A 12,177-nucleotide genomic window follows, 5' to 3' on the forward strand; every position below is an offset into this window, starting at 1 on the left:
ACCATGAAGCGGTGGAGGCGCTGGGGGTGGATAACCCCGAGTCCTAAATCGAGGGCGAGAGGGCTCCAGTACGATGCCGTACAGATCGCGGCTATTGCTGCACGTACATTCCGGCATTTTCGGAACCAAGACTTCGATCGGACAGAAGCGCAGCGTCTTGGGGTGGGGGATCTTCTGAACTGGGTCTACAATGCGGTGAAAGAGCATCAGGGGAGTATCCAAGAGTCCAGCGGTCCGGGCCTGCACCTTCTGATCCTGGCCTCCCTGTGCGACTGCTCAGAGGTGATTCCTCCGTCCTTCAACATCACGGCAGCCCAACTCAAGGAACTTCAGTCGGAGGCAAAGCGCCAACTCCGCGACCGACTGCGCGACGTCACCGGGCGGAAGCTCATGATCCATGCGTGGGAGCAGGCCGGCATTTCCGCGGTAACCCACGCCTCCTCCACTGCCGCGTAAATAGCTTATGAACAAAGAGAATAACGAAATCCAATGCCGGGCCCCGCTGCCCGTTTCACAATACCTCACCCTTCAGGATGCGAGTCAGTATACAGGCGTGCCCTTCGACACCTTGGTCTGGGCCCACTCAACAGGAAAGCTGGCGGTGACGCGCATCTACACAGGCGGCACTCACGTACTGTGGGTCCACTCCGGCGCCATTTGCTACTACATGATCAACGATGCGCCTGAGAAATATCGCTGGGCGCTCAAGCCCGTCGAGATCACCAGCCTCAGACCGCATACCGCCACCCAAGTCCGCCCCATTGATCCAACTGAAGTGGAGGATTTGGCAGATGAATTCCGGTTGGGAGGGACGACGTCCCCAATCTGGACGCTCACTGAAGACGGGATGGAATACATAGTCGATGGCTATCACCGCACGGCCGGCCGGCTCTCAGCGACCCAAACCGAGATCGATGCGATCCGCGTGCGCCTGCCCATCCGATACGCCCGGGCTATAGCGATCTACGCCAATGAGCGCCACGGTAGCCGTATCAAGGACTCCGATTTGCAGGCCCTCGTGATCCAGCATCTCGACCTCAATCCCCAAGCCCGAACTGACCTCGCGGCTGGCAAACTCTCGATGGGTGAACTTGCCGAGGTGGTATGCGTATCAATTTCCACCGTATCCCGCGCCTTGGACGACCATAATGATCGCCTAGCAATCGATCCGCAGGCCGTATTCGCAGACCTACGGGCCTTGAACAAGCATTTGACCCACCGGACTGCGGCCGCGGACGCCAAACTCCTCGCCTTTATTTTCGCAACCGCGTTGGGGCGGATCAAGGAGGACCTAACCAGGGTGGAAAAGGCCGACATCAAGCAGCGCCTCCGCCTGAATTCTACTCCGATTTGCTCCGGCATCACCCCCCTCATACGCAGCCTTATCTTCCGCCATGGTGGTGCCCGTAAACGGGGGAAAGCTATGACGATCGGCACCGGGCATGTGGCCCCACCCGAACCGGTCCTGGAAATATCACAAGCTAAGCGCACAGGGAAAGCCGCTAAGAAGAAGTCGACCGCCACAACCAAGGATTCACCGCGATACCATGAACAAATGACATTCGAGAGCCGGCTCATGTGAACGTGCACTACTACACTTCCACGCAATGGACCCCATGAAGAGCCGCGAAACACCCTCTTTACCGCCGACTGCACATGCCGCCGGTAAAGAGGTTCGGTCAATAGTAGCAAACGTCCGGACAAGTCGCCGAAAACCTCCTAAGGACGCCTCGATCGAAATACGGGTCGAGGCGACCTTGAAGGTCGAGGCCAGCGGCAAGGCGAAAGCAGAAAAGACAACAGTGACCAAGATCCTTACCCGAGCGCTCCGAGACTATGTGGCAGGTTCTCTTTGGGTGAGGCGACAACGCTATGGCCATGGTGCTAGACAGATGCAGGCGGCCGAACTGCGTCACGGACAGGTCATCATCACCAACATACTTTCCGACATTCTAAACATCGCCCAGCAAGAGGTGGACAGCCCTTTAAAATCGGCGGCATGCCATGCACTGTTGAAAGAGTGCGTAGTCCAGAACCGCAGACAGCTGGAGAGGCTATTCTGAGCTATGCATCCTGTTTTTTACAAAATCTGGGCGCGTTCTGGCCCCACCTCGATCAAGGAGGCCCAAAACTATGTTTACGGGAACAAGGCTTCCACGGGGGAACTTCGTTTGGCGGACCCAGAGCACCTGGCTGGCGTTGACCGTAGAACGATGAACCTCCTAGGACATGATTGCGCAATTAAAGGCCGGTACCTGACCACTGTCGGAAGCCTCAATTTCGAAGAGAATCCTAGTCGTCAGGTTCTCGTGGAGGTATTCAATCACTTCGTCGACTTCAGCTATGCAGGAATCGACCGTCAGAAGCGGTGCGTGGTCGGTGTAAAGCACCTGAAATTGTTAAAATACACCGGCCTAGAATCAGCGGACGTCCACTTTATTAACCTGCCAGTTCTGCTGGGGTGCGGTCGGGTGTTTCGGCCCTATTACTGGCGGGGATCCCGGTTTGGTTACGACTTGTGGGCGGAAAAGATGAACTACACCTACGGGTTCAGTTCACCCTTTGACCCTGTGCGGCGCCGGGTCACCGCTCCTCGCGCCTATGCCTCTGACACGCCTGAGATGGTTGAATTTAAGCGCGGAATCGGCGAGTTGGTTAACGCCGCTTGGGGAAGGGGAGCACTTGATTGCGGGCGGGACGTCATCGACTTGCTGCTGGCCCAACCTGGGGTAAGGCAGGCCTCGCACAGTAAATACGGCCTCACCGTGGTGGTCGCCGACATCAAGCGGCCCGTGAGCCTGACTGCGATGCTGTTCGCGGAGAGTTTCAACGCCGACTCTGTCAGGGAGAAGGTCGCTCGTTTAAAGCGGCGCACCAAAGAGGAGGTGGAGAAGGAATTCAAACGCATCGTTCAGTTGAGAGCGGATGAGCATTTTCGAAGGTTCGGCCAACCCACCGTCCGCTGGACCCGAAATGAAATCGATAACCTGTTAATCAAAAAGGACTCCAACCATGTCATTCCCCTATACACCAACGAAGGACGAGCTTGGGCAACCGCTGTCGCCGTTGATCGATTCGCTGCAACAGAATTTCACCGGCTTGGAGCAACGTGTGACGGCCTTGAGCGGCGCGTTGGACAAATTAATACAGAACTTGGAGAAAGCTTCGAAGTCGCGGAGCCGATTGTCACAGGAGGTGGCGGCGGTGAGGGACCAATTGAGCGTCTTCGCCGTGCAATTGGAGGGCTGGGACAGAGTCTTCGTCGAGCTGTCGAAGCGGTCCGCGGCGGAGAACGCCCGGCTACTATCTCTCGAAACCCGAATGAAACTCCTGGAATCATCGCTTCCATCCATCAAGCAGCTCAACACATTGCTAGGCGTCGGGCTATGAATCCCCGGTCGGCAGCGGAAGTGGAAAATGCTTTGTTAAGTTTTCACCGCGGCGAACCGATCTCAGAGAGGGAATGTTGGTGGCTTACCTTTGAACCGCTTGGGGTGAAGGCCAGTGTCCTGAAGGGTTTGGATGTGATTGATCCAATGGGTTGCTACGACTTGCGGAAGACTTGCCATGTCATGACGCTACTAACTCCCGGACAAGGTCCCCGCGAACCTGGATTTGATGTTCAGCGGCATCCATCTCATTGAGATGACTGCGGAGTTGCGGCTTGGTATTTCTATCAAGCCTCAACCTCAAACTTGGCGATGACGTTCTTCCGGTTAGTCAGGGCCACCACTTCATAACCCCACTCAGTATCCCTGATGATGGCCCACGACGTCGGATGGCGATAACCGCACATGTGACATCGGAGGCCTGGAACGTGGCCGACGTCGTGGCATTTTGGGCATGAGGCGCCGGGGAGATGCGAGTTATATTTCTCAACGTAGGCCCCTGCCCGCAAACGGGCTGAGCCAAACATTTTCTCAAGGCTCTCTAGCGATTCGTCCATACTCTCGGAGTCCGTTAAAGGGTGAGGTGCTTTCCCCGGGCACAGATGTGCCCGGAGGAAGTGTCGATTAGGCCGCAAGAATCTCCCGAGCGACAGCCTGAAGGCGGTGGGAGCCTTTGTGGAAAAAGCCCCGGACTCCCTCGCCAAACGACACGTAGATCAACGCAATCCAGACACGGCGATCGTGGAATTCGGGTTCATCGGCCACCAAGGTTGCGTAGCCAGATGCCTGAAGTAGATCTCTAGCGGCAGGCTCTTCGGGTAGCGTCGAAACCACTTTGAACTCTGCACAACCACGGTTCGCAAGGCCCCCCGACAGGAGGAGGTCGACCCGACCACTCGGAAGGCCCACACCATCCAAGCTCACTTCCGCTGTCATTTGCCGTACGCCCCTCTCCCAAAGCATACGTCTTGAGGCTTTGAGCCACGGAAGCATCATTTTCTGGCTGGTGCTTAGCAGCGCGCCAGGCGTTTTGGATGCCAACGCATGAAACTGGCAGCCGAGCTGGTATGTTGAACCATTCAGATGCTGAAGCCGTGGGAGCCTGATTGTACGAACGAAGTCATGCGCGATGGGTGTAGTCGCTAGGTGCGTCTCGAACTCGCGGGTAATGCTAGGGGTGATGTATTTGGTCATGGTCATGGTATCGTGTCTTAGGAATTCGCAGCAAAAGTCCGGGTTGCCAACTTGTCAATTATCAAGATTGACACGTTGTCATCCTTTAGATTGATCCACTACGTGGATAAATTTCGTGATGTACTCGAAGAAGTTATAGCGGCCGAATTTGGCGCCAGCCATAAGGCTCTGTCCTCAGCAGCAGGCATCAGCACCTCGCTTGTCAGTCGATTGGTGAGCGCAGAACGCAAAGGCAATCCCGTGGTTATCGGCAAGATTGCCGCAGCGTGTTCACCAGCAAAGCGTCGTGCCCTGATTCAGGCATATCTCCGTGGTATAGCCACCCAGATCAGTGCCGACATCGACGTGAAGGTCGTCGTGTCCAACTAGCAGTAGAGGGAAACCGTTTTGCCTGTACACGAAAAACTACTCCCTACGCATAGCCGTCGCATACTGCGCAAACCCAACCATCGATAAAAAGGAGAGGGAGCCTCACATGCGGACCAAGGAGCCGAGGACATGAAAATCCTCCACGTCGCTGACCTTCACCTCGACCATGATTGGTTTCGTTGGGTCGGCTCCAACAGTTCTGACTATGACCTACTCGTCATTGCGGGTGACCTCCAGAATGCCTTTTCGCGTACTCCTCAGAACGAACAGGCCCTGGGTATCACCCAATGGCTACTCGGGCTATCAACACCGACGGTAGTATGTTCGGGGAATCATGACTATTTTCTGACTGGCTTCCGCAGGAAGGACGAGCAAGCGGAGGGCAGATGGCTAACAGACTTGCAGGGTAAGGGCTCTGTCATCGGAGTGGATGGACAGACGGTGTACTTCAACGGGGCAACGATTCATGTAAACGGTTGGCTGCAAGTACCCCCCGAGTCGCTAGACCACGTTAGCATAATAGTCACACATGCTCCACCGATGGGATGCCCATGCGCTTTCGGCGCCGAGGGCCGGGACGTGGGCGACTGCGATCTATGGCAATCGCTGGAATACCCGCCTCGCCTGATGCTTTGCGGCCACGTACACCTGCCCAGCAAGAGAGCCTGCACCTGGCCACCACTCGATCCATCAACAACTATTCTGGTTCCAGGATGCGACGAGCTGTCGGAAGTGCCCTTGCACTGGAAAATCGATACGGGCCGCGGTACTGCCCTTCACAGTAGCGGCGAATTGGTCAGGCTATTGGACTGAATTTTAGGCACTGCCTGATAGGGCAAGGCTGCAAACACGAGGCGGCCAAACCTTCGGTCCGTCCACCCCGTGGCTTTGAGCGCGGGTGCGCTGGGTCTTCATACCTTTTGAGGTTCCGGCGTATTATGGAAAATCAACACACGCAGATCTCACCATCTGCAATCGTTTCGCCGAATCGCGGCGGAGCAGTAATATTCCAGGGTCATGCTTTAACGCAGGCCCTGGTCCTCACGCGGTCTGAAATAGACCGCTTTTTAGTTATGCCGGCAGCGGCTACCCCGCTGGTTATCCCCTCGTTCGCCTCAGCCGGACTCGCATGCTATACCGCAACTGGAAAGGTCGAGTTTATCGAGGTAACTCCCAACCCGGATCATCCGCTAGAATTCAGCTTAGACATAAAGCTCAAGCAGAGCGACCACATCGCGTACTATTCGCGAGTGTTAAGTTCAGAAGGGCCTGTAGCCTTAGCCAGACGTGGCGTGACGGTTCTGATTACTCCACGGACGGTCGCCCTCGTACACAGGGATGGGCAACCGAGCCTCTCAGTCGTCGCAAGCCTTCCTAGAGCGCAGGAACCCGACCTAGCCAACATCTACGCGGTAGATCCGAATCTACTCCGTGCAGCTTTGGAAGAAGCAATAACCCAAACTCGACAAGGGATTCACCATGACAACTGAAGAACCCTTACGTTTTCCACCCGGCGTGAGCTGGGACAGTCTGAAAAAGGAAGATCTAACGCCTCCACCGCATGTAACCTTCGGAACTGAGGCCTACAATCGGATACTCAGACACTATGGTATCAGTCATACCGCCGGACTAGCTGAGCGATTAATCCGAGCCAATAGGGCCGATTTTGCTGCCGCGGCCGCATCCATCCCACCAGCTGCCTGGAGGTTTCTCTACTACCGGGGCTTCTACGTACTCGAATCACTTAGTGCGTACGGTTTCTCAGCTGAGAGCGCACTACGTGAAATGTGCTCGTTGAGCGATCCGTTGCATGTCCCACCACCGGAATGGCTGGGCCATGAGATTTCGATCGAGTCCCTAGCTTCAGATCTAGAAATCTCGTTGCGCCACCTTGGGGAAGGCCCTTCCAGTGCAGTCTGGACCGTTCTGTCGCTCGCAAAGCGGGTCGTGCTCACCCAGGCCGAAGTTGAGGCCTGTCCTTGGTGGGAACCTGAATGGGCCCTCAACCTGGCCTATCGAATCGGCGTGACATGAATACGTCGTCCAGAACGTTTCGTTCTGCCTGTCGCCTTGCCGCAGAGTTAGAGGAAACGCCTACCTCTGTTCATGCCATCCTGAGGACCGCCCGATTTCTGTCTCAGTTTCAACCGCCTGTGACAGCTGATGAAGCCCAGATCATTTGCTACGTTGTCTGGGATGAAGGTACTCCCATGCCCGATTCGGTTGAAGAAACCCCAGAACTTCTGGCAAGCCGCATCGGGAAAGTCCTCAGGGCTCAAAAGACCCAACCTACGTCTAAGGATATGGAGAATCGTGTTCGTGAACTCCGTCGGTTCTCAAAGAAGCTGAGGAGCCTTGAGGACATCGAGGCCTACGCTCTCTACGTCGGGGGGTGGATATGCGCCCATGCTTCGGACGGAGCCCATCTAAAGCACTTCTTCGTGCTCACAGACAGCAAGGGATGAATTCGCGTGGAGCTTCGGCTCCATTGTCATCGGGGTGTTTGATCAGTGTGGGCTTGTCCTGAGCGCTGGTTAAACGCCCCTTCCCCCTTCCCGGGGAACTTTTGGTTTAGTTCAAACCCCGACCTTTCGCGACAGGTTTGGTTTGAAGACGTGCGTCATCACGCAGTGCTCTTGTCTGCTGGAACATTTCCTTTTCCCAGTAAGTGATCATGGCCTCAGGAACGCCGGATTCCCCCGCCGCCCGTCGCCAGCCACCTAGGGTCGCGGATTCAACTTGGTCATAGATTTCCCGAGCATTTCTAGCCGGGATTCCGCCGATTTTCGCCAGTTGCATCAGGGTTTCGTATTTAGTGGGGATAACCATGCTGCCGAGCCACGACAAACCTGCCAGTGTGTTGTAAACACTCGGGGTGACATCAAAAGCTGGCGCGAGTGACCATGACCGCGAAGTTTCATCATAACGGAACAGGTGATTGCGCCCGTGATCATCTCGATTTGTTGCTAGCAGATTAAACACGGCCCGCCGGAAGCACTCAATCGCGTCGGGTGCACCACCAAGGCGCCGAGAGAGACGCATGAAATCCTCGTAGTCTATGGCTCCATCGGCGGCCTTACGGTGCATCATACCGCTCAGAGAGTGTACATGCCGACGGCCTATTGTATCATCAGGTCGGCGGTAACGATCAAACCGCTCGACGGCGAAATGGTGGCGCTCACCATCGTGGACGAGGCAAGCCCTTGGCAGGCGGATGCCGGCATTTCGAGCCATCAGCCAAAATGCAAACTCAACCGCGCCCTCTGCTTCGTCGGTTGCCTGGGCGAACTTCAGTACGCAAGGAGAGTAACCGGGAGGCGGCAACCCTCCGATCAAGATCTCGTGTCGCTCGATCTGTTCGCCGTCGAGACGGAGGTGGACGGATGACTTCGGTTGCGCGCCCCCAAGAGAACTACCGCCCTTGGCTAAGGCCTCATTGACGTGCTCCTCTGTGAGTGGGACGGGAGAGGCGCGCAGCTTGTCGGCGGCCTTGGCGAGTTCGGCCAAGACAGCAGGGGCAGTTTCTGCGTCAGTGCCGGCTCCCAGCACGGGTTCAAAGGTCAGAGCCCCCGGTCCACGCTGGCCGATCACGGCCAACTTTCCGATGGGTGTCCGGATTGCCGGCATTTCCAGTTGCAGCATACGGTTGCCCCAGGCGTCGGGGAGGGAATCAGCGATCAATCCAGGCAGGCCGCCAACAAACGGCGTATCGCCCAAGCGGAATAGCTTGGATCCCCCCGAGAAGGTCTCCACGGGCATGCTCAATGGCGAAAGGTCGTGTCCACTGGCTAAGAACGCCCTGTCGAGTTCGAGCAAATAAACCGCGTCATCCGGCCGGTGGGCCAGCATACCCATGGGTCCCCCCAAGAATTTAATGTGAAGGGAAACAGGCTCAGACATGGGAATTACTCAGGCGACACCAGCCACGCGGACACGCTGGCGGGGCGGGCGAGTTTTACTCGATGCAAGAAAGGCCTCGATACTTGAAGGTGCAGTCCCCTGAGGCTTGGGCGTGGAGAGGAACCGGTCAGCCAGGCCAAGCGACACCAAGAGTTTGGCGAAGCCAAGAAATCCGATTTGTCCCGTGCGCTCGAATCGGCGCAACGTCGCGATCGAAACGCCACTGCGAGTCGCCAGATCACCCTGCCTAAGCCCCAAAGCCATGCGCTGGGTCCGCAGAGAATCTGCGGCCTCACGGAGAAGGTCAGCTTCGGTTTTAAGAGATATCATATGATCACTTAAATGCATAATTGTTATATAATCAATCAGAATTGATATACTACAGTTCAGCACTAACAACCACCTATCGGCCAACATCATTGCGCATTTATGTGAAAGGGAACTGGATCTACGTTGGGTAGCGCAGCGTAGTGACGCTCTGTTGTGGAAACCTTTTGGTGCCCAAGCGCTTTACAAGCGGAGTAGATACCCTGGGAGTTGCAGATAGCATCACCGAACAGTTTCCGGAGGGTATGCAGTGCCTTAGTGTCATGAACGAGGCCCTTGCTCTTGAGCCAACCACAGAGCGCCTTGAACTGGGAGTCGCAGCGGTAGTGTCGGTAGGTAACGTTGGCACGTGGCGCCGAATTGGACGGGAGAACAAAATCACCGTCGGCAGCGTTGCCGCGCAAGTTGTGGAGCAAGTTGTAGAACGATTGAGGAATGCGCACCTTGCGCAGGGAGGCCTTGGATTTCCCCTTTTGATACGCCGTGCGAGCAACCTCCACGATAGCGCCGTCAGCAACGGCACGCACATCCATCCAGCGCAACTTATCAGCTTCGTTGCGCCGCAGCCCGGCACCAAGGCAAAGGAGAAAAATTGCGAACATGATTGGCTTACGGCCGGCAAGTTCCTCTAGGGCAAAGTCGATGAGCACCTGCGGTTCGATCTCCTTCACAAACCGGAATTCCGCGTCATCCTCCTTGAAGAGACGAACTCCATCGAAAGGGAGCACCGCGGGAAGCTGAATTTTCACGTAGGGGATGATACGCCGGCGAGAGAATACGGACCGAGCGCCACGAACGAGGGCATTGATGGTGTGCTTGGCGCGGAGCTTAGCTAACGGATCATCTGATTTACCGCGTGACTCTAAATAGCGACACATGGTCGTCGAAATGAGTTCAGGGGTAAGTTGTGACAACCGGATGGATTCGATCCGCTTCTGCCAGGGCGTGCGCCCTTCCGCACCCGGCCACTTGTCACTGCCCTTGCCCGTTATGCCCAGACATCTGGCGAAAAGCGTGCGGCACTTTGCCCGATACTCGAACAGGGTGTGCGGATCGATTAGGCTTAAGGATTCGATGTGGTTGAAGTATTCTTCCAGCGTCAGGCTCTCTATATCCTTCTTGGGGGGCGCAGGGAGGAGGCGTTTCATGGCGGCATCCCAGCCACTGCTCTTGGCGTCCCAGTGGAACTGTTGGGCACGCCTCGCGGCTTCCGAAAGATCATTGGTCATGAGGCCCACAAATTTCCGCCGTCCCCCAATCTTGACGCGGAGCATGTAGTCCCCCGGCGAATTTTTGCCGTAGTAGGATTTGGTATTCTGCTTAACGCGCTTGGCCCAACTCTTCAGGTCAGACGGGCGCGGCTTTTTCTTGGCCACTTTTTGGCCACTTTTTTTGAGTGGGTGAACGATGGGATATTTGAGGATGTTATTCATGGGGGGATAGCAAAACCCCGCAAGTAACACGCCTTCAACGGCTCTAAGGGTGCACTAGCTACCTTTAAGGGTGCACTTGCGGATGTTGAGACTCCTCCTTACCACAAACTCATAATCCCTTGAGTGTGGGTTCGATTCCCACCCGGCCCACCAGTCTTGCCCGGACCGAAATTAGCGTGCGGGGGGTGCGGGGATCAGCCAAACGTCGTTGGCCAGGTCGACGGAGCCGCCGAGTTCCTCCTGCACGGCGCGGTCGACGATCCATACGCCGGTGAGGGCCATCGTCGGGAAGTCATCGAGGCCGTCGCGGAGGAAACCCGTGCGGGTGCGGTGGATGTTGAAACGGTCCGCGAATTTCCGGCCGAAGGCCTGCTCTACGCCCTCCTGGCCGAGCATGAAACCGATCAGGCCGCCCCAGGTAGCCGTCGGGTTGTCGGAATCCCAGCCCATCAGGGTCCCAAGCTTGATGGTCTCCACGAGGTCGCCGTTGCCGTAGAAAAGGCTGATCAGGCTCGAGGCGAAATTGATGCCGGCGGCGAAGCACCCGTTGCCCGGTTTGTTTTGTGCGGTCATGGCGTAGCCGTCCGCCTGCTCGACTTGGTAGCGTTGGTACACCTCGTCACGAGCCTGCTCCCAAGGCACGCCGGCGGCATGACGCGCCGAGACGAAATCATACATCCGCGCGGTGTAGGAATCGGCCGGGATCTCGCGCCGGGCCGTGTCGGCCATCCACCGCAGGCGGGCGCCGAGCGGCAGTTGCGGGTCGGCGGCCGAGGCCAGGGCGTGCATGCGCACATAGAACTCGGCGATCCACTGCGCGTTTTCCCGGGCGGTGGTCTGGATCGGTAGGCGGGCGATGCCCACGGCCACATCGGGCCGGCCGGGCGCGTACAGGCCGAAGATCTCCGTGGTGAGCTGGGCGTCGATCATCTCGAATTCCGGGTTGTGGGCCGGGTCGCCCGTTGCCGGTGGCACCAGGCCCGCCCGCATGAGGTCAAAGGCCTTTTGGTTCGAGACCCAGAGGAAGTTCTCCTCCTCGACGCGGATGTGCTTCAGCCAGCCGGTCCGGATCTGCTCCCCGGTGAGCCGGGTCGTCCGGTTTTCATGCAGCAGGGCCTGGTAGATGTATTCGATGTCGGTGTCGTCGTCCGCGCCCCAGACGCCGCCGGGCGATTCGAAAACGAAGTCGATGGTGGGGGACAGCGCGCTCGGTTGTCCGGGGGTCCAGATGTTGGGTTGGTCGGGCCCGCCCCAGTCGGCCCGCGTGTAGAAGGGACCGGTGCGGATGTCGCCGAGGTTGCCGATCTTGTCCATCTCGGTGACCAGGCCGGTCCAGTTGGCGATGCATTGGCCGAGCCAGAAACCCTGGAGCTGCTCCCGGTAGGCGGCGCGGGAGATTACCCGCGCACCCGGCACGGGCTTCACCGGCTGGTAGGTCAACCCGGGATCGGCCGGCGGGCGCGGAGCCGCCTGAGCCGCGGATGCGGTCAGCGCGACCAGCAGGAGCAGGAGAGGATACCGAAAGCAGGGCCGGGGGCCGGAGGCAGACATGGCGAGGGGCCGTT

Annotated in this window: 11 protein-coding genes; 7 read left to right on the top strand and 4 right to left on the bottom strand. The window is 57.3% G+C overall.

Features of this window, described 5'->3' with window-relative positions:
* Nucleotides 1-282 precede the first annotated feature (282 nt).
* From Verru16B_RS18305 to Verru16B_RS18315, 4 genes are read left to right on the top strand one after another with little or no spacing between them, the layout of a single operon-like run.
* Complete coding sequence (locus Verru16B_RS18305; RefSeq protein ID WP_157772305.1) at nt 283-456, top strand: hypothetical protein; 174 nt, start codon at nt 283-285, stop codon at nt 454-456.
* Nucleotides 457-463: 7 nt separating this feature from the next.
* The gene (locus Verru16B_RS06955) at nt 464-1,582 is read left to right on the top strand and encodes a ParB/RepB/Spo0J family partition protein (protein ID WP_069961599.1); all 1,119 of its coding nucleotides are present in this window, start codon (nt 464-466) and stop codon (nt 1,580-1,582) included.
* Nucleotides 1,583-1,616: 34 nt separating this feature from the next.
* Nucleotides 1,617-2,063 carry a hypothetical protein gene (locus tag Verru16B_RS18310; RefSeq protein ID WP_157772306.1) on the top strand — a complete coding sequence of 149 codons (447 nt, stop codon included), beginning with the start codon at nt 1,617-1,619 and terminating at the stop codon, nt 2,061-2,063.
* 3 nt (nt 2,064-2,066) lie between these two features.
* On the top strand, nt 2,067-3,644 hold the full coding sequence (locus Verru16B_RS18315) for a hypothetical protein (protein WP_157772308.1): 1,578 nt from the start codon (nt 2,067-2,069) through the stop codon (nt 3,642-3,644).
* A gap of 369 nt (nt 3,645-4,013) precedes the next feature.
* Here Verru16B_RS18315 and Verru16B_RS06965 read toward each other — a convergent pair whose 3' ends face one another.
* Complete coding sequence (locus Verru16B_RS06965; protein WP_157772310.1) at nt 4,014-4,583, bottom strand: hypothetical protein; 570 nt, start codon at nt 4,581-4,583, stop codon at nt 4,014-4,016.
* A gap of 102 nt (nt 4,584-4,685) precedes the next feature.
* Between Verru16B_RS06965 and Verru16B_RS18320 the strand changes: the two genes are divergently transcribed.
* From Verru16B_RS18320 to Verru16B_RS06970, 3 genes are all read left to right on the top strand, one after another.
* A complete protein-coding gene (locus Verru16B_RS18320) occupies nt 4,686-4,952 on the top strand; it encodes a hypothetical protein (protein ID WP_157772312.1) in 267 nt (88 codons plus the stop codon).
* A 129-nt stretch (nt 4,953-5,081) separates the two neighbouring features.
* Nucleotides 5,082-5,765: a metallophosphoesterase family protein gene (locus tag Verru16B_RS19275; RefSeq protein WP_083270173.1), complete on the top strand. Its 684-nt coding sequence runs from the start codon at nt 5,082-5,084 to the stop codon at nt 5,763-5,765.
* 1,397 nt (nt 5,766-7,162) lie between these two features.
* On the top strand, nt 7,163-7,417 hold the full coding sequence (locus Verru16B_RS06970) for a hypothetical protein (protein WP_069961602.1): 255 nt from the start codon (nt 7,163-7,165) through the stop codon (nt 7,415-7,417).
* Between the two features lie 106 nt (nt 7,418-7,523).
* Here the strand turns inward: Verru16B_RS06970 and Verru16B_RS06975 are convergent, their stop codons facing one another.
* From Verru16B_RS06975 to Verru16B_RS06985, 3 genes are all read right to left on the bottom strand, one after another.
* Nucleotides 7,524-8,852 (bottom strand): type II toxin-antitoxin system HipA family toxin, encoded by a 1,329-nt coding sequence (locus Verru16B_RS06975; protein ID WP_083270174.1) that lies wholly within the window; start codon nt 8,850-8,852, stop codon nt 7,524-7,526.
* A gap of 416 nt (nt 8,853-9,268) precedes the next feature.
* The gene (locus Verru16B_RS06980) at nt 9,269-10,612 is read right to left on the bottom strand and encodes a tyrosine-type recombinase/integrase (protein ID WP_069961604.1); all 1,344 of its coding nucleotides are present in this window, start codon (nt 10,610-10,612) and stop codon (nt 9,269-9,271) included.
* A gap of 171 nt (nt 10,613-10,783) precedes the next feature.
* Nucleotides 10,784-12,163 carry an ADP-ribosylglycohydrolase family protein gene (locus tag Verru16B_RS06985; RefSeq protein ID WP_069961605.1) on the bottom strand — a complete coding sequence of 460 codons (1,380 nt, stop codon included), beginning with the start codon at nt 12,161-12,163 and terminating at the stop codon, nt 10,784-10,786.
* Between the last annotated feature and the right edge of the window lie 14 nt (nt 12,164-12,177).

Origin of the sequence: Lacunisphaera limnophila (genome assembly GCF_001746835.1) — a bacterium.
Taxonomy (GTDB): Bacteria; Verrucomicrobiota; Verrucomicrobiia; order Opitutales; family Opitutaceae; genus Lacunisphaera; species Lacunisphaera limnophila.

What these genes read in the sequence shown, in the direction of transcription:
- Verru16B_RS18315 (WP_157772308.1), top strand. Translation starts at nt 2,067, where the DNA reads ATGCATCCTGTTTTTTACAAAATCTGGGCGCGTTCTGGCCCCACCTCG.
- Verru16B_RS18310 (WP_157772306.1), top strand. Translation starts at nt 1,617, where the DNA reads ATGAAGAGCCGCGAAACACCCTCTTTACCGCCGACTGCACATGCCGCC.
- Verru16B_RS06980 (WP_069961604.1), bottom strand. Translation starts at nt 10,612, where the DNA reads ATGAATAACATCCTCAAATATCCCATCGTTCACCCACTCAAAAAAAGT.
- Verru16B_RS19275 (WP_083270173.1), top strand. Translation starts at nt 5,082, where the DNA reads ATGAAAATCCTCCACGTCGCTGACCTTCACCTCGACCATGATTGGTTT.
- Verru16B_RS06955 (WP_069961599.1), top strand. Translation starts at nt 464, where the DNA reads ATGAACAAAGAGAATAACGAAATCCAATGCCGGGCCCCGCTGCCCGTT.
- Verru16B_RS06975 (WP_083270174.1), bottom strand. Translation starts at nt 8,852, where the DNA reads ATGTCTGAGCCTGTTTCCCTTCACATTAAATTCTTGGGGGGACCCATG.
- Verru16B_RS06970 (WP_069961602.1), top strand. Translation starts at nt 7,163, where the DNA reads ATGCCCGATTCGGTTGAAGAAACCCCAGAACTTCTGGCAAGCCGCATC.
- Verru16B_RS06965 (WP_157772310.1), bottom strand. Translation starts at nt 4,583, where the DNA reads ATGACCAAATACATCACCCCTAGCATTACCCGCGAGTTCGAGACGCAC.
- Verru16B_RS06985 (WP_069961605.1), bottom strand. Translation starts at nt 12,163, where the DNA reads ATGTCTGCCTCCGGCCCCCGGCCCTGCTTTCGGTATCCTCTCCTGCTC.